The organism is Nostoc sp. DedQUE12b, from assembly GCF_034530835.1.
GTDB lineage: Bacteria > Cyanobacteriota > Cyanobacteriia > Cyanobacteriales > Nostocaceae > Nostoc.
The window spans coordinates 1-26830 of the sequence record NZ_JAVRCI010000087.1; the positions used below are offsets into that span (position 1 = coordinate 1).

At 41.7% G+C, this 26830-nt stretch carries 18 protein-coding genes; 6 read left to right on the plus strand and 12 right to left on the minus strand.

Going from position 1 to position 26830, the window contains the following annotated elements; all coding sequences use genetic code 11:
- Positions 1 to 243 precede the first annotated feature (243 nt).
- The 7 genes from RMY16_RS27895 to RMY16_RS27925 form a co-directional block, all read right to left on the minus strand.
- A complete protein-coding gene (locus tag RMY16_RS27895; protein WP_322665282.1) occupies positions 244 to 651 on the minus strand; it encodes a phosphomannose isomerase type II C-terminal cupin domain in 408 nt (135 codons plus the stop codon).
- A 175-nt stretch (positions 652 to 826) separates the two neighbouring features.
- Positions 827 to 2170 carry a sorbosone dehydrogenase family protein gene (locus RMY16_RS27900; protein WP_322739087.1) on the minus strand — a complete coding sequence of 448 codons (1344 nt, stop codon included), beginning with the start codon at positions 2168 to 2170 and terminating at the stop codon, positions 827 to 829.
- 177 nt (positions 2171 to 2347) lie between these two features.
- Positions 2348 to 3541, minus strand: coding sequence for an EAL domain-containing response regulator (locus RMY16_RS27905; protein ID WP_322739088.1), 1194 nt, complete (start codon positions 3539 to 3541; stop codon positions 2348 to 2350).
- Positions 3542 to 3860: 319 nt separating this feature from the next.
- Complete coding sequence (locus tag RMY16_RS27910; protein ID WP_322739089.1) at positions 3861 to 4298, minus strand: hypothetical protein; 438 nt, start codon at positions 4296 to 4298, stop codon at positions 3861 to 3863.
- Between the two features lie 469 nt (positions 4299 to 4767).
- Positions 4768 to 7578 (minus strand): glycoside hydrolase family 10 protein, encoded by a 2811-nt coding sequence (locus RMY16_RS27915; protein WP_416211712.1) that lies wholly within the window; start codon positions 7576 to 7578, stop codon positions 4768 to 4770.
- 1180 nt (positions 7579 to 8758) lie between these two features.
- Entirely contained in the window at positions 8759 to 10084 is a 1326-nt protein-coding gene (locus RMY16_RS27920; RefSeq protein ID WP_322739090.1) for a TIGR03279 family radical SAM protein, read from the minus strand.
- Positions 10085 to 10405: 321 nt separating this feature from the next.
- Positions 10406 to 11230, minus strand: coding sequence for an undecaprenyl-diphosphate phosphatase (locus RMY16_RS27925; protein ID WP_322665270.1), 825 nt, complete (start codon positions 11228 to 11230; stop codon positions 10406 to 10408).
- Between the two features lie 437 nt (positions 11231 to 11667).
- Here RMY16_RS27925 and RMY16_RS27930 point away from each other — a divergent pair, with 437 nt between their 5' ends.
- On the plus strand, positions 11668 to 12447 hold the full coding sequence (locus RMY16_RS27930; RefSeq protein ID WP_322739091.1) for a DUF3120 domain-containing protein: 780 nt from the start codon (positions 11668 to 11670) through the stop codon (positions 12445 to 12447).
- Positions 12448 to 12568: 121 nt separating this feature from the next.
- Here RMY16_RS27930 and RMY16_RS27935 read toward each other — a convergent pair whose 3' ends face one another.
- Positions 12569 to 12730: a hypothetical protein gene (locus RMY16_RS27935; protein WP_322739092.1), complete on the minus strand. Its 162-nt coding sequence runs from the start codon at positions 12728 to 12730 to the stop codon at positions 12569 to 12571.
- A gap of 278 nt (positions 12731 to 13008) precedes the next feature.
- Between RMY16_RS27935 and psbU the strand changes: the two genes are divergently transcribed.
- On the plus strand, positions 13009 to 13437 hold the full coding sequence (psbU, locus tag RMY16_RS27940) for a photosystem II complex extrinsic protein PsbU (RefSeq protein ID WP_322710183.1): 429 nt from the start codon (positions 13009 to 13011) through the stop codon (positions 13435 to 13437).
- Positions 13438 to 13609: 172 nt separating this feature from the next.
- Positions 13610 to 15286, plus strand: coding sequence for an L-aspartate oxidase (gene nadB, locus RMY16_RS27945; RefSeq protein ID WP_322739093.1), 1677 nt, complete (start codon positions 13610 to 13612; stop codon positions 15284 to 15286).
- A 1116-nt stretch (positions 15287 to 16402) separates the two neighbouring features.
- Here nadB and RMY16_RS27950 read toward each other — a convergent pair.
- The 3 genes from RMY16_RS27950 to btpA form a co-directional block, all read right to left on the minus strand.
- Positions 16403 to 18607, minus strand: coding sequence for a CHASE2 domain-containing protein (locus RMY16_RS27950; RefSeq protein WP_322739094.1), 2205 nt, complete (start codon positions 18605 to 18607; stop codon positions 16403 to 16405).
- Positions 18608 to 19223: 616 nt separating this feature from the next.
- Positions 19224 to 20207: a vitamin K epoxide reductase family protein gene (locus RMY16_RS27955; RefSeq protein WP_322739095.1), complete on the minus strand. Its 984-nt coding sequence runs from the start codon at positions 20205 to 20207 to the stop codon at positions 19224 to 19226.
- A 187-nt stretch (positions 20208 to 20394) separates the two neighbouring features.
- On the minus strand, positions 20395 to 21243 hold the full coding sequence (gene btpA, locus RMY16_RS27960) for a photosystem I biogenesis protein BtpA (RefSeq protein WP_322739096.1): 849 nt from the start codon (positions 21241 to 21243) through the stop codon (positions 20395 to 20397).
- 756 nt (positions 21244 to 21999) lie between these two features.
- Here btpA and rimO point away from each other — a divergent pair.
- From rimO to RMY16_RS27975, 3 genes are all read left to right on the plus strand, one after another.
- On the plus strand, positions 22000 to 23319 hold the full coding sequence (rimO, locus tag RMY16_RS27965) for a 30S ribosomal protein S12 methylthiotransferase RimO (RefSeq protein ID WP_322739097.1): 1320 nt from the start codon (positions 22000 to 22002) through the stop codon (positions 23317 to 23319).
- A gap of 281 nt (positions 23320 to 23600) precedes the next feature.
- Complete coding sequence (locus RMY16_RS27970; protein ID WP_322739098.1) at positions 23601 to 25130, plus strand: DEAD/DEAH box helicase; 1530 nt, start codon at positions 23601 to 23603, stop codon at positions 25128 to 25130.
- 190 nt (positions 25131 to 25320) lie between these two features.
- Complete coding sequence (locus RMY16_RS27975) at positions 25321 to 25899, plus strand: Uma2 family endonuclease (RefSeq protein WP_322739099.1); 579 nt, start codon at positions 25321 to 25323, stop codon at positions 25897 to 25899.
- Between the two features lie 10 nt (positions 25900 to 25909).
- Here RMY16_RS27975 and RMY16_RS27980 read toward each other — a convergent pair.
- A partial coding sequence (locus tag RMY16_RS27980; protein ID WP_322739100.1) for an aldo/keto reductase occupies positions 25910 to 26830 on the minus strand: 921 nt, incomplete at its 5' end.

The window sequence follows — 26830 nt, forward strand, 5'->3', positions numbered from 1 at the left end:
AGGAGTTAGGAGTTAGGAGTTAGGAGTTAGGAGTTAGGAGTTAGGAGTTAGGAGTAGCCCTTTCAAGGTGACAAATGAACATAAGTTGTTTCAGCGCTACCATCTTGAATCCTCCACTCAGATTTTGGGCTTTCTGAAAGTTGAAATAACCAATCTTCGTTCCAAATTTCACCACCTTGAAAGGGCTAGAGTTAAGAGTTTTCTTTTGTCCCCTTGCTCCCCTGCTCCCCTGCTCCCCTGCCTTTACTGTCCTTCAGCTACAGGTTTGACCAAATTTAAGTCATAAGGGCGCTCAGTATCATCCTCACCCAAATATTCACCATTTTGAATTTCTAGAATAACTAGGGGAATATGCCCAGGATTTTCTACCTTATGTAGAGTTGCTGCGGGGACATAAGTTGATTCGTTTCGATTCAGTAATATTTCAGAATCGCCACAAGTCACCTTTGCCACACCGGAAACTACAACCCAATGTTCATTCCGGTGATAATGAATTTGTGGTTTGATGCCGTGCCTGGGCTTGATTTCCACACGACTAATTCTATAGGTTTTTCCCTCCTCGATTACCTCTACCTCACCCCAATATCGTGTACCTGAATGTGGAGACAATTCGTTGATATTTGACTGAGTATTATTTTCATTGGGAGTCATAATTCATTTCTCAACCAGATAAGTATTAGTATTTATCAGTAATTTACCGTAAACGAGATAAACCTGGGTAGGGAGATGCAGTCACAACGTATTTATTGATGACAACTGCTCTAACTTTACTTTAGGCAACAGATCCTATCCGTAAATTTCTAAATGTTTGAATGCGTGAATTGGCTTAACCACCCGTATACTGAATCCGATAAATTCGATTATTAGCTTCTTCTGTTAGTAGTAAACTGCCATCTGGCAATACGAGTAAACCTACAGGCCGTCCCCAAGTGGTTGGTACAGAAGGATTTAGCAAAAATCCTGTGAGAAAATCTTCGTAGTAGCCAAGCGATCGCCCCTTAGCATCGAAGGGAACAAATACAATTTTATAACCAGTGCCGCGATCGCGGTTCCAAGAACCACGAAAAGCCGCAAAAGCACCGTTCTGGTATTTTTTGGGAAACGTTTTACCATCATAAAACTGCAAACCCAATGCTGCGGAGTGCGCCTGAAACAGTACATCCGGCGTTTGAGTACGGGCTACTAAATCAGGACGTTTACTTTTGTCATCAGTCTTTTGCCGCGGATCGAGGTTGTTTGGTGTTAGATAAGCATAGGGCCAGCCGTAAAATGCCCCCTGTTTAACGCGTGTCAGATAGTCTGGCACCAAATCATCACCAATTCCATCCCGTTCGTTGACAGTGGTATAAAGTTCCTTAGTTACAGGATGAAAGTCTAAACCAACAGGGTTACGCAAGCCGGAAGCGAAAGTTTGCTGCTGGGAACCATCTAAATTCATCACCTGTATCGAAGCCCGTGGCAGGGGTTCCTCGTCTACATTGGTTCCCGATCCAACTGAAATATATAATTTATTGCGATCGGGTGCGACAACAACATTGCGCGTCCAATGATTGTTATAACCTTGAGCGGGCAAGTCGGCAATTTTTTCCCCCTTACCTGTAATCTTGTTTTGATTTTGAGTATAGGGAAAACGCACCACAGCATCTGTGTTTCCCAGAAAAAAGGAATTATCTGTAAAAGCCATTCCAAACGGTCTATTGAGTCCGTTTTCCCCACTGGCAAAGGTTTCTCGAACATCAGCTACACCATCCCCATTGCTGTCACGCAACAGACGAATGCGATTTTGCCCGGTTTCAGTCACTAAGACATCACCGCTGGGGGTTAAAGCTAGCCAGCGTGGGGCATCTAAACCTTCAGCAAAGACGTTTACTGTGAAGCCTTGTGGTACGCGCAGCACCGGATTTTGTGGAATGGGCACAACTTCAGGCCGCTTGGAAGCACTTTCTGTTGCAAAGGGTGCTGGTAAATTCTTCAGATTGATTCGGATGGGTGTAGGTGAAAGTGCTTCAGTACGGACAATATTTTTTGGCTGTGTAGGATTCTGTGTTAGTTGGGTAGAGGGTACAGATTTTTGAGGTGTAGAATTATCTGAGTTAGCGCGAGTCTGGTTACAGGCTGCTGCCAAAGTCATTAAAAAAACTGGCAGCAAAAAACGCGCAGGAACTTTCATGGTGGTAGACAGTATACACAATGTTCCTACTCTAAACTTGAGGCTTAATGATTGTCGCCAGTCAAAAGTTTGATTTTTCTTAGTTAGTCAACCTATTAACAATTCAAAAATAAAGCACTAGTGACTAAATTCTATTATCAATGCCCAATGCCCAATATTTACACATATAAACATTTGTTAGTGAAAAAAAAATTTTTCAAATTCTGCTGCTGGTAAGGGACGGCTAAATAGAAAACCTTGCATAGAATTACATTTGTGTTGACGTAAAAAACCTAGTTCTGCTTCTGTCTCTACACCTTCAGCCACTACATCTAGATTAAGATTATGAGCCATCTGAATTAATGCCTTAGCGATGGCTGACTTTTGCGAATCTTTACCAACATTATGGATAAAATAACGGTCTATTTTTAATGTATTGATTGGTAAGTTTTTTAGATAAATCAAAGAAGAGTAACCCGTACCAAAATCATCGATCGCAATTTTTACACCCAAAGATTGCAATTTACTCATAGTAGCGATCGCACTATTTACATCTTGCATAATCATACTTTCAGTGAGTTCTATTTCTAGGTCATGTGGTTCTAAATTATTGACAGATATAAAATTAACTACATTATGAATGAAATCTGGCTGATTAAATTCAATTGCTGACAGATTTACAGCAACCATCAAAGAATTAATTCCAGCCTCATGCCAGCTTTTAATTTGTTTGCATACCCTTTTTAATACCCATTTACCAATCGGAACAATTAAACCTGTAGACTCTGCTAACGGAATAAATTCTGTTGGATAAATCATTCCTAGTTCTGGGCTTTGCCAGCGCAATAAACTTTCGGCACCTACTATTTTCCCAGATACAATATCGACTATTGGTTGATAATAAATTTCAAATTCTTGAAAATTATGTTGTTTTATAGCTTGGTGTAAGCTAATTTCTAACAACTGCATTTTTGGAGACAAGTTATTAATGACAGTCTGAGGAGATAAATACCTTTTTAAAGTAGCGTATTTTTCCAATCTGTTCATGATGGCACTTAATAACTCAGATCGAGTAAATGGCTTAGTTATATAGTCATCTGCACCCATATCCATACCTTGACGAAAGTCAGATTTAGAAGATTTGGCAGTGAGAAAGATGAAGGGAATTGTTGCCGTTGATGGATCTTGACGTAATGCTGTTAGCACGCCATAACCGTCAATTTCTGGCATCATCATATCACAAAGAATTAAATCAGGAATTTCGGAGATAGCCAAATGTATCCCGATTCTGCCATTAGCCGCAGCAATAGTTTCAAAATTCTCAGCTTCTAGCAAATCTAAAATGTTTTCACGGACTGCTTCTTCATCTTCTATTATTAAGATTTTTGGCATAAGTTACCTCTTATTTATATTTTTTTATTTAATTGCACATACAGCAATATTTATGAAAAATGTCATTATAATTGTAATAAATATTTTAGTTGGAGATATTTACACACTTTCTACAATTGCCATCTTTCATGCAGCAACTAATATATTAACACTATTTATAAGATGATAAAATGGGTTAAAAAATATACTATGTCTCCTTGAAAAATAACAATTTATAAATTTTTAATTTCAAATACAGTTTGTCTATTTTGACTAAGTAAATTAAACTTGAAAATGCCATCATCTGAGAAATATTTAATCGCATTTAAAAAGAAGTTAGTCAAAATGTGTGCGAGCAGTTTTCATCAATGCACCAGGTTACAAATTTATATAGACGGGTGAAAAAAATCAAGCACCGATGAGTGTATTTGCTGCTCGTAGCTTTACGTACTATAGCGTGTGCTAGTAACCATTGGGGCTTGAGCAATTGCCTCTCAATGAAAATCTGATGTTCTACCTCAAAAAAACCAATACTAGCATTACCTCTACTTTTCTCTGTTTTTTGTGCCATCGCTTGACAGATACAGATACTTTCAGGAGTAATATTACCTTGCTTACTTACAACTAGCAGTAGTTCCAACTGCTGCTGGAGCAACAGTGATAACACTGAGACTACCTCCGAAAATTTTGACACGTTCAATGTCATGACTAAGGTATGCATAACTTCAAAAGTATTGGCTGTTTTCAAGCTAGTTCCAGAAGCTACAAACAGTACCATATCATGCTTGGTGAAGTATCCTACTAGCTGCGAAGATGAAAAAACAAGATATTACGCCGTGCTATATCAGTGCGTAAGCATAGCCCATTGTAGAAATGGCATCTACTCTAATAGTGATATTTTTAATACAACCTTTAGCGGCAAACAGCCAATTCTTAACTCTAAGCTTTGTAGCTCGGCGATCTGAGGTAAAGCCTGCATAGATTTTAACGATAGCTATCAGCAAACCCTAGTTATCTAAAGTCAGTTATCTGAGTATTTTCCAATATTTTGACGATAAAAAAGTAGTAATATTTGGGATACAAACACTACAAAAAGTGTGTTAAGAATTACAAACTAGCTTATATACAGCTAGTTGGGTATTGACCATTAGGCATGGAGAAGATGATAAACGAGTGGACTTAATATCAGGTGATTATAAGGCTTTCACGTTAAGTTAACACCAATGCCCTGCTTTCCGCCTGCCTCTTCACAAAGGACGCAACTGCACCCGCCGTTCGCCATAATGTAATAGCCTTTCTATAGTTACGAGCCGATTTTCCCAAACTTTGACTTGATAGGAATTCGACTTAATTTCTTGGCTCATCAATACCCGAAATTGAGACTGGAAGCGGGTTAGAGATGCTCTTGCTACGAGTAACTTACTAGTAGAAGGTGAAGCGGCAAGCTGATTTAAAGCACTGCGTAAAACTTCTGCCTGGTTGTTAAAATCTGAAATTTTCTGAGATGGCCTTTGTCGTTGGTCATTTTGGAAAACGAATTTCCATTCCCGTTGTAGCGCAGTATAACGAATGGCGGCAGTTTGAAAAGGCTGGCGGTGAGGAATCGGTTCACTTGTTGTGGATTGAATCCTACCTTGGGTGCTACTAAAGATTTTTTGGAGATCGTTGCTAAAATTTTCTGCGGCAAATAGTGCATAACCACTAACTGGCAAGTCCCTTACCAACTGGAGTTGATCGAATGCCCCAATTGTTGGCAAAGAAAGTAAGCGAATTCCCGGCACTAATAAGGTAGCTCCCAATTGTTTAGAGGCAATCCAGGGTTGGGCCAGTCTTTGAAACCGAGAAGTATCCAGAGCATAAGTCATGGGAACAATTAAATCGACATCCCCCTGCCTTGCCCAAGTTTCCCAATTTTGTTGAATTTTCTGAATCCGTTCTAGTTCCGGCAAAGGAAATACTGCAACCGACAAAATCAAATTCGGTTGCTTTTGTCGCAATTGCTGTGATACTTGGGCAACAAAGCTATCAACTTGCTCGGTGCGAAATTTTGTCCATTTTCGCCACAAATCTGCTTGGCTAGGAGAGATATTCACTGGATCTACACCAGTAAGTTTCTGAAATTGCGCTCTTGCAGCTTTCCCATAGCCATAAGTTCGACCTGCTGATGGGTCTTGGAAAGGATAGCGAATGTAGTCTAGTTGTAGACCATCTACGTTATATTTAGTAACAATTTCCTCATACAGCTTGAGCAAGTATTGCCGCACTTCGGGGTTGGCTGGATCGAAGAATGGCTTGCCCTGGCCAACGGGAATCATGTTGCCCAGGTTATCGTAGTTTGCCCAATCAGGATGAGCCGCCAGTACTGGCCCTGGATAATTAGGATTAAGGTTAAGAATTTCATTATGACGTTGATTGCCAGCAGCAAAAGTCCACACCCAAGCGTGTAATTCCATGTCTCGCTCATGGGCTAGTTTCACCGCTTCTTCCAGTGGGTTCCACCCACGAATTAATGGGTTTTGCTCTTTTGCGACTTGGCTGGGATAAATTGTATAGCCAGCGTTAACAGTTTCAAAAAAGACAGTATTAATCCCGGCTTGAGCGAGGCGATCAAAAATCTGTGCCAGTCCTGCCTTACTACCAGCGCGAACAATCGTCCCCCGATCTAACCAAACTGCGCGAATTTCTGGTTGAGCTAGTTTCCGATCGACAGGAAATTGCTGCCACAAAGTCGTTTTAGCGAGCAGCCACTGCTGACGAGCCAAAGCATAGTTTTTTTGAGCAATCAATTGGGGTAAATTTTTGGCAATTAGCCTTGCTTGTGCTAAAGCTTGGTCTTTACTTATGGCTAGCGCCCCCAGTTTGGTTGAGGCTAATTGTATTGGCTGTTCTTTGACAGACTGGGGAGTGTTTAAATGCCTATTAAACTGTTTTTCCCCAGATATTGTTTCGCCAACATTAGCTGCATCAGCTAATACCGCTAAATGAGCGCTTTCCACTCGACCAATCAGATTTTCTAGCTCTTGCTGGAGAGCGATCGCTTGGTTGCGATCAATCGGCTCATTGGAGTTGGGTGCAACATCCAAACGTACCGCTTGTTCTAATTGGTCAATAGCCTCCTGAGAACTTGGGGGTTTGACTACAGGCAGCGGTTTAGGTATGGGAGCAGCCGCAGTTTTACCAGGAGATGAGAGAGATGAACCGCCCCTCTGCCCCTCTGCCCCTCTGCTCCTCTGCTCCCCTACCCCTCTGCCCCCCTGAGCTGAGGGCACAGCCGCCACAGTCGTAGAGCAGCTTTGAGAACCTCCCGCTATTTTTTTGGTACGATTTGATGGCGCTAGTGCTGTCAAATAGCGATTGAGAGTAGTTTTTAACCAGGCATTATCTAACTCGGCTGCTGAGGCTGTGTCTGTTCCCCAGCGCCAGCCCAAAAAGGTGGAACGCTCAGTTGTCACTACTGCGGCCGGATTATCTTTGGAATTCCAAACAGCAGGAGATTCAGCACTCATATTGTTAGGAATCACAACACCGCCACGCACTTTCCCGAAGAGTCCAGTTTGATTTGCCCATTCTGGGATCTTGGTTTTTGCAGCTTGAATCTGTTCTGTATCATTAAGGCTGAATCCCCAATAACCTCCCAAGAGCGATCGCAATAATTGCCGTACTCCTGGGGATGACAAACTACCTACAGGTCCACTAGCAATCAAACGCCCTCCCTTACTCATCCATTCTTCTAGGGCGATCGCTTGAGTTGGTGTTAATGTCTCGACGTTTGGCAAAAATAATACCCGGCGATCGCCCCAATCTGCCCCATTCTTGACATCATTTAGGGAAATTACACAATATTTCACCCCTATTGTCTGTAAGCGATCGCTTATCCCTTTCCATTGATTTGCATTTTCTTGTCCATACACTACGCTCAATACGGGTTCTTCAGTCGCTGCCGTTACTGGTAAAATACTCAAAAAATTTAAAACTACAATTTCACAACTTAAAATAAATAATCTTCTAGCTTTTTTAATTTTTAAACTTATATCTTTTTGGTTTTCCTTATACTTCACCAGCAGTGACTCCTCATTTCATTATTAATTTAGTTATTAGTCAGAATTCATTAGTACACAATATAGGACTCTAGCTTTATCCTAGTAAGTTTACTGATATTCTCACTCGGATTAAGCAAAGCTAATCTTTGGCTTTTCAAAAATCAAGTAGATTTCTATAAGCTTTTCGTAGAAGTAGTTAGTAAATGACTTTCATCAATCTAGCCTATCAAAAGGACTAAAAAATGCCAAGATGGATACTCAAATTACCCAGGCGATTCTATAGAAATTCTTAGCTATTACATTGTGAATTTCATTCCATTGGTGACTAGCTTTTTAGAAAGTTTTGTGTTTACCAATTCCAATAGGCTTTTGGGCAATTGCAGAGAGTTTTCACTTAAACCTAAAAGAAAAAATGCCACTCTTATTCTAATTATCTGTTTTTCAGAGTTTTGTGAGTTAAAAAAGTAATACTAGCGCATCTTAAAGCCCTCACCCTAAATCCCTCTCCCAAGCTTGGAAGAGGGACTTTGAAATTAGCTCGGCTCCACTTCTCACAATTTGGGGAGAAGGGGTTGCGCATGAAGGCAAATTTTGTATTTGTGCAATAAGTCTAAAAGGATGTTTTAAAAGTCCTCTTGTTGGTAGTAAAAGGTTTTAGATCCCCTAAATTCCCCGACAAATTGGGGGGCTTTAATTCCGGTTACCCCCTTTTTAAGGCAGGGCTGTTTCATTCCCCAAAGAGCTTTAAAAATCAAGGTTTCTAGCAATTAAAAATTAGTTATTTTGTTACTAGCGTGCCGATGAAACCAACTATTTTACTGATATTTCAGTGCTTAAATATTCATCTCTTCGTCACGCTTACTTACAATTTTCTTGCTAACCATCTTGACAAATCCTGTTTGAAATGGAATGAATCAGCCCTGCTTTTTAAGGGGGGTTAGGGGGGATCAATAAGTGCCTACAATTACAGCTAACTACTTTTCAAACAACCTCTAATTAGTATTCTTGACGAGCGCCAACATTAAACTAACAATAATTTCTCATGAGTTTGTCTAGAAACTTTTAGATAGGGAGAAGACAATAATTTCAGTATTCGCAATTATAACCACCCAAATGTAAAAGTCAATCCAGTTCAGATAAGCTCAATATCAAGATGTAGAAACGCATTTTATCATATCTAAAAAGACAAATTTTCTGCTTAAATAATACAGGTTTTAATTAAATCTTCAACTCCTCCTACTGGTAAAATTTTTGTCTCCAATTTACAGGCTAGTTCTTCAATACTCATATCATCTAAAAATATTAATACACCATGTTTAAGCATTACATTTGGCAGTAAAATTCCGTCTCCCAAATCTTGCCCTTGTAAATTCAACAGCAAATCATGACCCGTTAGTAATCCCGTGACAGTGATACTCTGTCCCCAATAATCACTACATAAAGCACGCATATTTACTTTTAATCCTTCAACAGAATTTAACCGTTTCAAGATAGGTTCAAAGGCTTTTTCTACTGCGTTGCCTACTATCCAAGTTAATGTCCTCTGAGGATAGACTTTTGGCGGTAGTAATTCTGTTGCCGCGGCTGCAAATTGCTTGATAAACAACTGAATTGAACCAACACCATTATCAATTTGGGGATACTCTTCATATTCAGATTCGCTCGGTAATTCTTCACCAGCAATCAAAAACCACTCATCAGCTAACCAAGCGACGTTAGAGGAAAACTTTTGGCGAAATTGTTGCGAGAGTATTCGCACTTGAGAAATTACTTCTTTCGCTTTTTCTCTGGTTACGGGTATGAGTTCGTCTTCTGGAGGACGAAACCTTGTCAATCCGACTGGCACAACTGCCACCGATGCCACAGTAGGCACTTCACCAGTATGAAAAGATGCTAAGTTTTTTAGGGTTTGCTCCAGGTGTTCGCCATCATTTATACCAGGACAAACAACTACTTGAGCATGAATTTGTAGCCGTCTTTCTTGAAACCACTTGAGTTGTTGCAAGATTTGTCCCGCACGGGGATTTTTCAAGAGTCTAATTCTAACTTCCGGCTCCGTAGCATGAACAGAAACATACAACGGAGATAAGCGCATTTGTTCAATCCGCTGCCATTCTCTTTCTGGCAAATTGGTCAGGGTAAGATAAGAGCCGTACAAAAAGCTTAAGCGGTAATCGTCGTCTTTAAAGTACAAGCTAGTGCGCTTTCCTGGCGGCTGTTGGTCGATAAAGCAAAATGGACAGCGGTTATTACACTGAATCAAGCCATCAAATAGGGCAGTTTCAAATTCTAGCCCCAAGTCTTGGTCGTAATCTTTTTCGATTTCCAGGCTATGAGTTTTACCAGCAGCGTCTAAAACTTCTAATTCCAAGACTTCATCAGCACACAAAAACTGATAATCAATTAAGTCGCGGGGACGTGTACCATTGATTGCAACGATCGCATCCCCAGCTTCAAAACCAATCTCTGCGGCTATTGAGTCTGGAAGAACCTTGGTAATTCGGGCAGGATGAATGGTAGTCATGGTGCATAGGGCGTTGGGCAAAACAGTGCTGAGTGCTGAGTGCTGAGTGCTGAGTAGAGAATCTCACTTCTTTACTCAGAACTCAGCACTCATAACTGGGAACTATTGAGGGGTATTGGGCATTATAGCGTCTCTCAGTTGAGTCTAATACAGACCTAACCCCCAGCGCTTTCCCTAATAGTGTTGGGGAGTAAAATTCAAAGCCTCTCTCCTACAAGAAAAGAGGAATAGAAGTGAGGTTAGGTTGTATTACATACAAACGAGCGCTCGCTATAGTCATTTGCTTTGGACAAAGGACAAATGACAAATGACTAATTACTATTATCCTTTCCAACCTGCTGCGATCGCTAGTAAGATCGCACTACCAAATGCTAATCTATACCATACGAAAATCAAAGTGTTTTTGGTTGCTAAGTATTTGATCAAGAATGCAATTGATAGGTAGGAAAAAATAAAGGTTGAAATAATTCCTATAATTAACAGTCCAACAATGTTATCTGGCAACTGGTGGTCTTGAAACAACTTGAAGATTTTCAGGCTTTTATACAGCGTCGCAATGGTAAGAGTTGGAAACCCTAACAAAAATGAGAATTTCGCTGCTGTATCGCGTTCTAATCCCAAAAATAAGGCTGTCGTTAACGTCGAGCCAGAACGAGAAACACCCGGAATCAAAGCAAGTGTTTGTCCCAATCCAACCAAAATACCATCCCGAATCTGCAATGACTCAAAACCGCGCTTACGAGTGCCAATTTTTTCTGCTAGAGCTAGTAAAAGTGCCATAATAATTGACATGATGCCAATAATTAATGCACTCTCAGGTAAAATATCTTTTAAAAGGAAGCCAAAAATTAAAGCAGGCAGTGTTCCGACTGCAATACCAACAAGAATCTTCCATTCTTCGCGTTCCCAGTCTTTGGCTTTTAGTGCTTCGATTCCACCTTTGACAATACTATAAATCAGCGACCAAAAATACCCCACAATTGCTATAACACTGCCAAATTGAATTGCGTCAACAAAATCTTTAGAACCTAGTTCTTTCCAACCAAATAGCTTTGTCACAATCAGAAGGTGTGCGGTGCTACTGATTGGCAAAAACTCTGTAATACCTTGAACAATACCTAAAATAAAAGCTTGAATAAACTCCATATACAATTAATACCTTTTTCGTGTTATAGAGATCGTGATGAACATTTTTTAGCTGATGATGTTGCTTTATATACTCTCTATTGCACCCAATCTTGTAGAAAACTCAATTTTACCGATCAAAAACATCATCGAAGACGCTGACTATGTTCTTACACCCACCTCAATAAGTCAACGCAATTTGAAAAATTCATTAAATTTTAATATTTAGCAGACTTATAGCAGCTGACTTTCCACCTTTCTGTAGTCCCTCATTTACAAGGAACTACAAAGGAGTTCTGTACATAGTGGAACTTTAATGGATTCGTCTGGCGCAGAATGTTTTGTTTGGTTTGCACCAGCGCTAGTGGAAATTTCAGTATAATTACAATGCCCCAGGGGGGGATTTGAAAATGTGATATCTTAAATAAAATAAAGTTTAGTAACAAATATTAAAAACTTTGATTAATAATACACTGTCTTCCTACAGCGCTTCTACCCCTTCTATTGATACCAAGTTGGATTTAGCTGATACTGGCCTGAAGAGTATTCAGCAATTGGAATCTACACTCTCCCTTTCTCCCTCTTTACCCTTATCTACTTATGTCCGACAAACTTGGTTAGTGTTTGCGGCGGCGGTGTTTTTAGTAACAGTCCCAGTATTTGTAGAAGCGCCAATAGTGCGATCGCTACCAATTCTGAGTTTAGCGCTGACAGGATTTTGGGTATGGCTAAGTTTTGCCTTAATGTCACGCCCTGCAACTTACGTCTGGGGGGATTTGCTTTTAGGGTTTAGCTGGAGTTGGTTAGCAGGAGCGATTTACTGGGGCTGGTTACGTTGGGAACCTTTATGGCATCTGCCTGTGGAATTTATCGGCTTACCGTTTGCTTGCTGGTGTCTGGCAAAGAATTGGGGCAAGGTAGGTAACTGGTTTTATTTAGGTTCTTTACTCGGTACAGTTTTAACAGATGTATATTTTTATATAGTAGATTTGATGCCCTATTGGCGGCAAATCATGAGAGTAGATGCAGATGTAGTACCACAAATTTTACAAAATGCTCTCATACAAGTACAAGCACCTTGGGGGCAAACTTGGGCGATACTTCTCGCCGTAGTGCTATTAACAGTAGGAATTTCAGCTTTAGGTCGAAATCAAAGACACTGGTATGCCTTTGGTGGCGCAGTTTTAAGCACAATTTTGGTAGATAGCCTATTTTTGTTAGCTGCGATCGCAGCGTGAAGAAGATAGGAGACACTATATGTTGCAATGAGCGTGTGGGCTTCTCTTACTGAAACTTTTCCCAGCCCAATCTACGGCACATCAAAAATGATGCTGTAGATGATTAATTAGTTAAGAAATATTACATAAAATCGATCGGCATCAAGTCTTTTTTGGCAAGGTTTTCGATCTTAGACATCGTGCAGTTTTGTGTCTGCTTTAGAGGTAGAATCAGCCACCCCAAAAAGATTTCGTCAAGCAGAGAATGCTGCTGGAATCGTCGATGTAAGGCTATTGCAGCCATGCAGGCACTCTTTCCACCATGAAAATTTGTGGCAAAAGTATAGTCAAACCCAGTAACGGTAAATATTGTGGATATTAATACGCTGTATATTAGTTTCTGATGACTGCTGTGTTGACTAAGCTATCAGCTTTTGTCCTTTGTCCTTTGTCAGTTGTCCTTTGTCCTTTGTCAGTTGTCCTTTACAAATGACCAATGACCAATGACTAATGACTAATGACTAATAACTGTTGTTAGCTTAAAACTTTTATTTCTGTTTGATGGAAAGAGGTAGAAAAATCGTGAAAGGATTGGCGCGTTTATTAACAGTGTTTAGCTTGTTACTTAGTTGCTGGGGATGGTTGGGAACAACTCAGATAGCCCAAGCTGCTAGTTTCAACAGTTTTGCTTTTCCCCAAGTCCCAGTTCTGGCAATTGAGCGGCAAAATAGCGCAGACAGGAAGCTAGCAACGGAATTTGGTAAAAAAATTGATTTGAATAATACCAACGTCCGAGCTTTTCAACAATATCCAGGCCTTTATCCCACCCTTGCGAAGCTCATCATCAAAAATGCTCCCTACCAAAGCGTAGATGATGTATTGAATATTGGAGGATTGAGCGATCGCCAAAAACAAACCCTGCAAGCTAACTTCGATCACTTCACCGTGACAGAACCAGAATCTGCCTTCATCGAGGGAGACGATCGGTTTAACAACGGTATCTACAGATAACTAAATTGCAGTTAATGTAGCAAATAGCAGCCCACTCCTGATTCTAGGGAGTGGCAGATGATATGAGTTATGAGTTATGAGTTAGGAGTTATGAGTTATGAGTTAAAAATTCAAAACTCCTCACTTCTAACTCCTCACTCCTCACTTCTAACTCCTAACTTCTCCATATACCTTGTCTCAGATAGATATTCCCAGCCAATTTGATGTTTTAGTAGTCGGCGCTGGTGCCGCTGGACTATACACAGCTCTGTGTCTGCCAGAATCCTTGCGAGTCGGTTTGATTACCAAAGAAACCGTTGCATTATCCGCCAGCGATTGGGCACAAGGTGGTATTGCCGCAGCGATCGCCCCAGAAGATTCTCCCACGCTGCACATTGAAGATACGATCCAGGCGGGTGCAGGTTTATGCGATCGCACCGCTGTCGAATTTCTCGCCCAACACGCGCCTAGCTGTATTCAATCCCTAGTTAACTTGGGAGTAGCTTTTGACCGTCATGGTCAAGCCTTAGCTTTAACTTTGGAAGCCGCCCATTCTCGCCGCCGTGTTCTCCATGCTGCGGATACTACAGGGAGGGAAGTTACTACCACCCTCACCGCCCAAGTATTACGTCGCCAAAATATTCAAGTTATTCAGCAAGCTTTGGCTTTAAATTTGTGGATTGAACCTGAAACTGGTTGCTGTCAGGGAATTAGCCTGTTTTATCAAGGAAAAATCACCTGGCTAAGAGCTGGTGCTGTGGTATTGGCAACTGGCGGTGGCGGTCAGGTATTTGCCCAAACCACTAATCCAGGTGTGAGTACAGGTGATGGAGTAGCGATCGCAGCTAGGGCTGGAGCTATCCTCCGCGATTTAGAATTTGTCCAATTTCACCCCACTGCCCTCACTAAACCTGGTGCTGATCGCTTCTTGATCAGCGAAGCTGTACGCGGCGAGGGGGCACATCTCATCGATAATGAAGGACGACGTTTTGCCTTTGACTACCACCCTGCGGGTGAACTTGCACCTAGAGATGTGGTCAGTAGAGCAATTTTTAGCCATTTACAACGTACCGCCCTTGATTTGGCTACTGCTCATGTCTGGTTGGATATGCGCCCCATTCCCGCCGACAAGATTCGTCACCGCTTTCCCAATATCATCAAAGTTTGTCAGCATTGGGGCGTTGATGTCTTCCACGAACCAATTCCTGTAGCGCCAGCCGCCCATTATTGGATGGGTGGAATTGTTGCGGATCTAATGAATCGCACGAATATCCCCGGTTTATACGCAGTGGGTGAAACCGCTAGTACTGGAGTGCATGGGGCCAATCGCCTTGCCAGTAATTCCCTGTTGGAATGTATTGTGTTTGGGGCCCAGATGGCTAATATTAAGTTAGAAAATATTGGGCTGTCCTCAGAAACACCAGTGCTGCCGTCACGGAAATTTTGTCTTGATGCTAGTGAGTGGCACATCCAACAAGCACAGCTAGAAACACTCAGGGAGAAGTTACCGCGTCTAGTGTGGGAAAGTGCTGGTATTTGCCGGGAGCAATCAAGGCTGGAAAGTGCGATCGCTACTATTGAATCTTGGCAACAAGATTTCGCTGCCTTGCCTTTAACTCAATTTTTGCTTGCTTTACGTCCAGTAGAACCCGCTAGTTTTGACCTACCAGATGTTGAACGGCAATTGGGACTTTGGGCAGAAACCCGCAATTTATTAGATGTAGCTGATTTAATTCTCAAAAGTGCTGCTTTTAGAACCGAAAGCCGAGGCGGACACTTCCGTTTAGATTATCCTCAACCAGACTCAAATTGGCAAGTTCACACACTTATACAAACAAATCATTGGTGGAAATCTCCACTCTTGTCTTAAATCAACTACCTTAAAGAGCCTGACGGTTTTCGCAACCCTAACCACAACATCTTGCAATGAGCCGCCAAGTAAAAAATGTGGTGTCCAAGACGGTAGCTATCTCATCGTGCTGCTCTACCACAATCTAAAATCTAAAATTGCCATCAGCGTGTGCCGCTACCATTATGACTGTCGGGACCACCATAATTTGGTGGAATGTATATGTCTTTTAAATTTTGAGAATTGACCTCGTGGGCGATTAAGGTGTTACTACTAGGACCAAAAGAATTAGCACTTGCAGTACTGAATATACCTGTGCAAGCGGCAATTTTTGGGATCAGTATGTAAGCTCCTATGAGGAATATCATAAACTTTGTGATTCGAAAGTTAGTCTTCATATATTTAAGTAAATTTACTAATTTTTTCTTTCAAAAGGTATTTTTATTTTCTACCGTATATTTACTGAATTTTTTAAAAAAGTATTTTAATTTTATGAAATTATTGCTGGTAGTGTACAAATCATTATGGTATCTGCTTGTTTATTAACCTTCATTTGCCGATATTAAATAGTCTTTATACTTAAGTGGTATTCTTAATAAACGCTTTTTACATCAGTCTCAGGTTAGATATGTCAATGATTTACTGTGAGCATTTTGCTCAATTCACTCTTTATTAATAATATCTTAATGTTTCTAAGTATAAACACTATGTTTACTAAATCAGTAGTTCACAAAAATGTAAGATAATACTTATTTAATTGTATAGTTTAGACTTGATGATTAAAGGTCTGTAAAGATACAACAACATATTTATCGTGTTATAAGGATTTTTAAAACTATTAAACAGCGTAATAAGCGAATAAGTACAAGTATAATTTTTAGCGTAATTTAAATTACGCTAAAAATTATTTTTCTAATTATTTCTGATCGCTAATTGCTTGATGACATCAGTTATGAAGTTTAGTCTTTAAGCCAAAAATCCTTGCTGGGTAAATATCTTGGCTAAAAATTTTCCTTGCAGTATATAAGCAATATTTTTCAAAATAGTGCCTTAGACATGTCTCTGGTCTAAATTCCTAATTTGAAGGTAAAAATTGTAACTTTAGTGAAAAAAACTGGAGACTTGACTATTAACTAATTAAGCAAACTCGTAGCGATTTTTACCCAGGCGCTTGGCACGGTACATTGCTGTATCAGCTTGTTTCATCAAAGTTTCACTGTCTTGACTGTTATATGGGTAAACACTAATGCCAATACTCGCAGAGACTCGGATTGTATAGCCGTCCAAAACAATTGGCTTGGTAATACTGCTTAAAATTTTTTCAGCGACTTTAGCAGCTATTTGGACATTAGGTATTGCGCGTAAAATCACAGTAAATTCATCGCCACCCAAACGAGAAACTGTATCACTAGCGCGTAGAGAGTTGCTGAGTCTTCCAGCAATAGTCATTAGCAAGCGATCGCCCGTCTCGTGTCCCAAAGTATCATTGACTTGCTTAAAGCCATCTAGATCGATAAACAGTAGTCCCAGCAACAAGTTATTGTGTTGCGCCCAATGTAAAGACTCGTAAAGTTGTTCGGCAAAAAATTTGCGATTGGATAAACCGGTGAGGGGGTCATGATACGCTAAATAACGTAAGTGGTCTTCTTTGAGTTTTAATTCATTGTTAGAGCGGGATAGTTCATTAGCAGTACGCTTAAGCTGTTCTTCCATCAGCTTGCGCTGAGTAATATCTCGGATGACACCAACTAAAAAGAAATTGCCAGCTGAGTCTTTGTGGAGCGATCGCTTAGTGGCAATTTGATGAGTCTGTCCATCAGCATTTGTAAATTCTTCTTCATGTTCTTGGGGTTGCTGAGTCCGAAAAACAAGATCGTCCTGTTGTCGAAATACATCAGCTTCATGTTTTGGGAAAAAGTCATAGTCTGACTTTTCAATTAATAACTTATTTGGATAACCGATAAATCGACAATACGCCTCATTTAAAACAATCCACTGGTGTTGTTCATTTTTCACAAAAATTGGATCGGGGATCGTGTTGATAACGTGATTCAAAAATTCTTTGGAACGTTTCCACTCTTCCTGCATGTGAGCAATATGACTAGTCATCCAAATAGCTGAAGTCCCAAAGCAAACCAGTGAGGGAATGAGTGGTATCCACCAACCGTACAAGAAAGCAAGGTATGCACTCACGGTCAATACAAAGCAAGAAACTAGTATACAGAAGAGACTCCTAGTTGCGTGTCGTATCCGCCATATCGTTACAGCTCCCAGATAAGACCAAACAAAAGCCCACAAGTATTCCACCCAGTCAGGCCAAACTTTGAGTAATGGTCTTCCATCAACAGCAGCAGAGATTAACTCACTAATAAAATAAGCCTGCAATTGAATACCAGGTATAGGCTTTGCCGTACTCATAACACTGCTGGAGTAGGGAATAAATACAAAATCTGGAAGACTCGGTGCAGTGGAGCCAATAAGTATAATCCGATCTTTGATTAAATTTGCTTTGACTTTATCTGCCAGTACATCTCTTATCGAGACCTGGCGAAAACTACAAAATTCTCCAGAGGAACTTTGACATTTGGGTTTAGGAAAATTGCTCAAAATTTGGTAGCCTCTATCATCAGCTCCCACATAAGCACCATCATTAGCTTCAAAACGAGTAAATGCTGCCTTACCCAATTGCAAATACTCAGGGTTGCTTTTGGCTTTGGTAGGAGTAATTCCTTTTGATTTTAAATACAATAAAGCCAACTTCAGGGCAAAACTTTCGTGTACTTCACTTTTAACGTGCCAATACAACAAACTGCGACGCACTTTACCATCAAGATCGTACAGCACGTTATTAAAGCCCACTTGATCCCGATCTAGTCCCAGTGGAGGCGAAACACTAAAGTTTTTGTTTTTGTCATTTGCTAGTAGTTCAATACCAATTAAGTTGGTTGTTGACTTATAAGCATTACGTAGTTCTTGATTACCAGGCTCTACTGGTAAATTTCTGTAGATATCTAAGCCAATTGCACGGGGTTTGTGGACATTTAATTTTTGCAACAACTGGGCAATCTTCGCATCTGGAATTGGCCACGAACGTACTTCGTTTAAATAAGCCTCATCAATCACTACGATCGTAATCCGGTCTTCTGGCGGTTCATTTGGACGTAAACGAAAAAATTGATCCAAAGCCGCCAACTCCAAAGATTGCAATAATCCAATGGAGTGCAAAAGCAGGACGCAGACTGCAACGCTGGCCGCAGTAATCAATTCTCTGTGTCCTCGACTAAGCGATTGTTTCAGTCCAAAGGTTAACTTCACAAAACGCTTGCCTAGCTGCTGATTCATTCCCATTACCTAGTAGGCAGAAATATTCTCTATTACCTATAGCTATTAACTATCGGACTAACATAGCTCAAGTAGGAGCTAAATAGAGTTTCTAAAAATTTTTTCAACTCAGCAAGGTTCTTTAAGACACTGTGGTATTTGTGATGTATTACCATATATTGAGGTCAATTATCTGACTAAAAGGCAATTGGTACCCTTGTAGCTATCAGCACAGATTAATAAATATTGTTGAAAGTGAGTTCAGTAAATTTAACTCTCAAAGCATTCTCTATTAGAGCCTACTCAATTAAACTCACATTTGCGATCAATTAAGTATTTTACGGAGAATTACGTTAACCTTCAACAGCCACACCTCTCGGTTTGAGCCTGACATGATTACATCCCAAAGTGGCTCTCAAGTGTTATAAAAATAAATTAAAATATACATTTCTAAAAATAAATGTACTTAGCCAATTTCCTTGAGCTTAAGTATTTGTAGATAAAAGCCGCAGGAAAATCAGTAATTGGGTATTGAATAAGACCTATTATCTGTTAGCAAAAACAAAAAAGCCAACTGGAAACAGATTTTACTGTATTCATCCAGTTGACTATGGGGTGTGAACTACTGAAGGTCAATTTACTTGAAATACTTGAAGTTCCTAGGCCCTGTGTAACCAGAAACTTTCGCTAATTCCTCTAAGTTTTGGACTCCGCTATAGCTTTTACCATTAACGATCCAAGTGGGGAAACCTTCAATTTTTGCAGCTTTACAGAGTTCTGGTTGAGCTTTGAGTCCATCGGGGGCGCACTCTACCTTAATACCATTATTGATTATTTCCTCAGCTTCTTTACCAAAAAGCAGCTTTTGTTCATGACAGTGAGGACACCAATAAGCACTGTATTCCTTTGCACCTACCTTTGCCAGATGGCTTGCTAAGGCTATTTCTGCCTCACCAGAAGTAGTGGTAACTTCCCAACCGAACGCTGGGTTGGGGTTTTCCTTAGGAGTAAAGGTAATTTTAGTGGGTTGTCCAGGAGTTCCAGGTGTCACATCTGATTGATTCACGCCAGCATAGACGCCTAAAGTACCAATCAGCGTTACCATCCCAACAATCAGGGCGGTAAACAAGATTTGTCCAATATCCTCCCAAGTCCGACCGATAATCGTTAGTATCAAAAGACTCACAGAGAACAAAGCTGAACCGATACAGTAAAGACAAATAGCTTTGATTTGAGATGTCAACACATACATTAAGTAGCCGCTAAAGACAGACATAGCGATCGCACCTACCAGCAGCAACCACCACGTCCAATTTTCCAATTGTTTGCGGTTATTGTTTTCCTTTGAGTTGAATACCAAGGGAGCTAAAGCCAATATCACCATACTGGTGTATGCCAAAAACCCAAACAAAGCTAATGGCTGTCCAAAAACCGTTGCCCAAGGACTGGAAAGCACATCATTACAGCCCTTAGCACCAGCCTGTGCGACACAAGCGGCACTGCCTCCGGTTAACTTTTCTATAGTGAGATAACCTGTTATCAAGGCACCACATCCAGCGATCGCGGCAATCAATGGACGTGACCATTTATGAATCCAAGGAGTAGAACGACGGCGAATCATAAATTGTTATTGGTTAATGGGCATTGGGGAGGCAGTACGGTCTTCTCCCAAGGGGAGACGCCAAGGGCGATAGCGCAGCGTTAGCGAGCCTGCGAGCGTCTGGGGTCTCCTCAAGTGGAGCAACTGCTGTCATTGGGCATTGGACATTGGGCATTATAATTATTTCTTCCCATGCCCCATTCCCCAATTAAGAATGTAACTTCACTTGTTCTGCTAATTTGCTTTCACCTTTGGAGTTCCAATTGCGACGGGCAGCTTCTACGAATTGACTGACGCGAATTGGGTCAATTGGTTGTTCTATGCGTCCATGACGTTTTAGGGAACTGGAAACTATGACACCATCTGCTGCTTGCATCAATGTATCAATATTTTCCCAATTAGCCCCACTCCCGATGAACACTGGTGTGCCATTTGCTGCGCCACAAGCTAGTTCCAAATCTTCTAAGTTAGGAGGACTACCAGTAGCCCAACCCGATAAAATCACTCCGTCTGCTAAACCCCTTTCAATGGTGTCTTTCACGGCGACTGTGAGATTTGGAGAACTCAAAGGACGGGCGTGTTTCACCAACACATCGGCCAGGATTTTAACATCACAGCCCAATTCCCGTCGATAGCGGAGTAGTTGATGGGCTTCTCCCTCAATTAATCCTTGGTCAGTTGCCATCACGCCTGTGAGGACGTTAACGCGGATAAATTGTGCCTGCACACAGCTAGCGATCGCTATTGCACTTTTGGCATCGTTTCGCAAAACATTTAACCCTACAGGCAAAGTTACCAAATTCTGTATCCGCTGCACCACAATGGTCATGGCACTCACAACCACCGGATCAACTTGGTTTTTGGTAAACGGCGCGTCGAAAAAATTCTCGACAATCAGACCGTCAACTCCTCCACTTGCTAAGGCTGCTGCTTCTTGTTCGGCACGGTCAATCACCGCTTTTAGGCTACCTCCCCAACGGGGTGAGGTAGGCAGTGGTAGCAGGTGAACTACGCCAATAATTGGTGAGCGAGTTTTAAATATCTGATATAAGTCCACGTCTTTAATCCGCCTCGCACAGTCCAGAGTCCAGAATTTTTTGACTATTGAACGCCAGTTCAACACCACTCCCCTGAAGGTCGGGAACCTCTATATAAGGGTGGTTCTTCAACGGGGAAAATCCCGCACGTGACTGGCCCCTCTTGACCCTTGACTCTTGACTTTTCATTAACTAGTCAAATGTGTTTTATGATAGTCGGTTTATTGCCTCTTTCCTCAGATGGAAATTGGCGTCAAACCTCCCATAAGATATGTTAAGATAAAACCTGGCTACAAGAGGAGTTTGCCACTCACTAGACGCAAGGCAGCTTTCCGTGGTTTAGGCGTCTTGTCCGCGCACTGTCGTAGGACTTGCCAATCGCCAGGGTAGCATTACTGCTTTATAGGCGTAGTCGCTTTCGTCGATTTCCCTGAGGGTAGCGACTTCTCACAACAAGCCCTTTGGGCGGCTTCCCGATGGGTAGGTTAACAACGCACACGCTATGGTAATGTAAAATACCAATAGGCTAATTGTTAAAAAACATTACAAGTGTCAAATGTACCCAAAGACACTTCAATTTACCCTGGGGAACAGATTGATAAAAATATCATAACATGACCTCTATTTTTATTATTGATAGGGTCATAGCTCTACGGGCAGTTGCTGACAGTGAGAATCTGCCATCGTACTGTTATTAGAAGGATAGCGATCAGAAAAAAGCGAAATTAGCGCCAGAATGTTGACTACAAGAAAAAAAATGAAGATATTTTCAAAATATGGGTGACAAGCCAACAATTGCCATTTCTCACCTGGGCTGCGAGAAAAATCGAATTGATACAGAACACATGCTGGGAATGCTGGTAGAAGCAGGCTACGGTGTAGATACAAATGAAGAATTAGCAGATTACGTTATTGTTAATACTTGTAGTTTTATTGAAGCGGCCCGGCAAGAATCTGTCAGAACTTTGGTAGAACTGGCAGAGGCAAATAAAAAGATCGTAATTACTGGCTGTATGGCGCAACACTTCCAAGAACAACTTTTGGAGGAGTTGCCTGAAGCAGTAGCCGTTGTGGGTACAGGCGATTATCACAAAATTGTAAATGTAATTGAGCGTGTTGAACTTGGCGAGCGGGTCAAACAGGTTAGTCTAGAGCCAACCTACATTGCCGACGAAACTACACCGCGCTATCGCACGACAACGGAGGGCGTTGCTTACCTCCGAGTTGCGGAAGGATGTGATTATCGTTGTGCATTTTGTATAATTCCTCATCTTCGAGGGAACCAGCGATCGCGTACTATTGAATCTATAGTCGCCGAAGCCGAGCAGTTAGTTAGACAAGGGGTAAAGGAAATTATTCTAATTTCCCAGATCACCACTAATTACGGTTTGGATATTTACGGTAAGCCAAAATTAGCCGAATTACTTCGCGCTTTGGGGAAAGTAGATATACCGTGGATCAGAATGCACTACGCTTATCCCACGGGACTGACCCCAGATGTGATAGCGGCCATCCAAGAAACACCCAACGTCCTGCCTTATCTGGATTTGCCCTTGCAGCATTCTCATCCAGAGATTCTCCGCGCCATGAACCGCCCTTGGCAAGGGCGCGTAAATGATGGGATTATAGATCGCATCAAAACGGCGCTACCAACAGCCGTATTGCGGACAACATTTATTGTTGGTTTCCCAGGAGAAACTGAAGAGCATTTTGAGCATCTATTAGAGTTTGTTCAACGGCATGAATTTGATCATGTTGGTGTCTTCACCTTTTCCTCTGAGGAAGGAACTCCAGCTTATGAGTTGCCAAATCAGTTGCCCCAATCAGTGATGGACGATCGCCGATACCAACTGATGGAACTCCAGCAACCGATTTCCCAAAAGAAAAATCAGCAGGAAGTAGGCAAAATCGTCGATGTCCTGATTGAGCAAGAAAATCCTGAAAGTGGTGAATTAATAGGTCGTTCAGGTAGATTTTCCCCAGAGGTTGATGGTCTGGTGTATGTCAAAGGCCAGGCAAAGTTAGGAACCATCGTGCCAATAGCGATTCACCACGCTGATACATACGACCTCTATGGTCAAGTAGTCAATAACTAAATTGTCCTTTGTCTTTTGTCCTTTGTCTTTTGTTAAATGACCCTTACAGATTCACCCTTATCCCAATATCAACGCTGCATTAATGGCAGTTTTCATGAGGGTTTACCTGAAGTTCGGGGACTCACTCGTGGGCATACCTTCTCCAAGAGTTGAGGCTTTGCTATCGCCCTTGGTGACTAAGTAGCCAATAACTAATGACTAATGACTAATGACTAAATGACTAATAACTAATGACTAAATGACTAATCCAAAAATCCTTACATAAAATTTAGGACGAATTAATGACTCTTTCATTCCAAGAATTAGGCATTTCCCAAGAACGTGTCGAACAACTAGAAAAAATCGGTTTTACCGAACCCACTAACATTCAAGTGCAAGCAATTCCTCAATTGCTGGCTGGTCGTGATGTGGTAGGTCAATCTCAAACTGGAACAGGCAAAACGGCAGCATTCTCACTGCCAATATTAGAGCGGTTAGATATTAATCAAAGAGCCGTACAAGCAATAGTTTTAACACCAACTCGTGAATTAGCAATGCAAGTTCACGATGCGATCGCGCAATTCATTGGCAATGAAGGATTGCGGGTGTTAGCAATCTACGGTGGTCAATCAATTGACCGTCAAATGTTACAACTCAAACGTGGCGTTCACATGGTCGTGGGTACTCCCGGACGGGTGATCGATTTGCTCGATCGCGGCTGTTTAAAGCTGGATCAAGTTAAGTGGTTTGTATTGGATGAAGCTGATGAAATGTTGAGCATGGGCTTTATTGATGATGTAATCAAAATCCTCTCTCAAGCGCCCGTAGAACGCCAAACAGCTTTATTTTCGGCAACAATGCCACCATCGATTCGGATGTTGGTGAATAAGTTCTTGCGATCGCCTGCAACTGTCACCGTTGAGCAGCCAAAAGCCGCTCCCAACAAGATTAATCAGGTAGCTTACTTGATCCCCCGCCATTGGACAAAAGCCAAAGCTTTACAGCCAATTCTGGAAATGGAAGATCCAGAAACAGCTTTAATCTTTGTTCGCACCAGACGCACCGCCGCAGAACTCACCAGTCAGTTACAAGGCGCTGGTCACAGTGTAGATGAATACCACGGTGACTTGTCACAACAAGCGCGGGAACGCTTATTAAGCCGATTCCGTAACCGTCAAGTGCGTTGGGTGGTAGCAACTGATATCGCAGCACGAGGCTTAGATGTCGATCAACTCTCTCATGTAATCAACTTCGACTTACCCGATAGCGTAGAAACTTACGTCCATCGCATTGGTCGTACTGGTCGTGCTGGTAAAGAAGGAACAGCAATTTCTTTAGTACAACCATTTGAGCGGCGCAAACAGCAAACATTTGAACGTCATAATCGCCAAAGTTGGCAATTGCTGTCGATTCCAACACGCGCCCAGATTGAAGCGCGGCACATCCTGAAATTGCAAGAACAGGTGCGGGAAGCTTTAACAGGTGAGCGTTTGGCTTCATTCTTGCCAATTGTCAGCGAATTGATTGAAGAATACGATGCTCAAGCGATCGCCGCCGCTGCATTACAAATCGCTTACGATCAAACTCGCCCCGCTTGGTTGAGTTCAGACGTAGAAATTCCCCAAGAGGAATCCTCCGCTCCCAAACCAAGACTCGGTAAACGTCGTGAATCTTCCAGCGATCGCCCCCGTACTGCGTGGAAATCAGATAGCAACAATGGTGAAGAAAGACATTCTTCTCCCAAGCCAAAACTGCGGACAAGTGGGCAGGATTCTTCTGCATCCCCTAGTAAAAAGATAGGTTCACCTACAGCTAGAGAATCAGCTTCTTAGTCAACAGTTAGAAGTTAATCAATTTTGGATTTTAGATTTTTTCTTCAATCCAAAATCCAAATATAAAATTGGAGAGTTGAGAGTTAAGAGTCAGGATTTTGACTTTGGCTCTTGACTTTTTGGCTTTTTGGGTAACTTTTTCTACCAGTTTGTAGGAAGATAAATTTAAAGATGCATTCTTCGTGGTCTTATGTTCACTATCCCAGACTTAGAGCAACTACAAGCAGAGCATCCAGAATGGCAGATGGAGCTAGTAGACGGAAATATATTTCTTATGGGGCCGTCAGATTATGAGTCAGAGGAAATAGGCATAGAGTTTGCGCGGCAACTGGCTAATTGGGTGCGCCCACAGAAGCTAGGACGGGTAACTGGTTCTAGCGCTGGTTTTATTTTACCTACCTTAGAAACTGAAAACGGGAAAGAAGCTGATAACGAAAAACGAAATCTCCGCGCTCCCGATGTGTCTTTTGTTCGTGCTGATAGATTGAAAACAAGCAAGCGCGACTTTGTAGAACTCGTACCTGACTTGATGGTAGAGATAAAATCTAAGTCAGACCGGATCAAACCACTCCTAGAAAAGATTCAGCTATTTTTACAACTCGGATCTACAGTTGGTATCCTGATTGATCCTGACAAATTAACGCTTACAGTTTATCGACTCAACCAAGAACCAATAGTTTTGCAGGATAACGATAAACTGACACTACCAGACTTATTACCAGGTTGGGAGCTAGTAGTGTCAGAAATTTGGCCTCCTGTGTTTGAGTAGTTCAAAAATACTACAGCCAAGGACGACTAACTAGTTCTAACTCTGCAACTTCATCGTCGCTCAATCTCCAGCCTAAAGCACCAGCATTCTGCCGTACTTGTTCGGCTGTCTTCACCCCAGCAATGGGAATAACATTCCCCTGAGCAATTAACCAGTTAAGAGCAACTTGGGCGGGGGTGCGATCGTATTTTTCCCCGAAGTTGCGTAGCAAAGATATAACTGAGGCAATTTTTTGCAGACCTTCTTTCTTAAATCGTGGGTCTATTTTTCTCGCACCAGTTGGGGTTTCAGTACTATCAATACTGTACTTACCTGTGAGTAATCCCTGAGCTAAAGGACTATAAGCCAAAATAGTCACACCCAGCTCACGGGCAGTTGCTAGAATACCCTTACTTTCAATTTGCCGAGTGAGTAAAGAATAGCGTACTTGGTTCACGGCTAAAGGCACTCCACGCGCCGCCAATATTTGATGCGCGTCTCGCATTTGCTCTGCTGAGTAATTACTTACACCAACTGCGGCAATTCTGCCCCGTTTCACTTCATCCGCTAAGGCATTCATCAAAGTTTCTTGGCTTAAAAAGAAGGCAAAAGGCCAATGCACTTGGTACAGGGCGATTCGCTCAAGTTGTAAACGTTTGAGGCTTGCTGTTAAAGCATCAGAGACGGATTGGGCTGTAAATCGCCACGGTACGGGGCCAAATTTTGTGGCGATTTGTACAGGTTGTTGCGTCTGTTGGAGAAATTGCCCTAAAAATTTCTCTGATAGTCCCATTCCGTAGATTTCGGCAGTATCAAAGAAGGTAATACCAGCTTCTAAGGCTGCTGTAAAGGCTTCTTGTAACTGTTCTGGACCGTAGGCGTTGCCATAATTCCAAAATAGTTTATCACCCCAAGCCCAAGTGCCTATGCACAAAGGTGTAACAACTGGGCC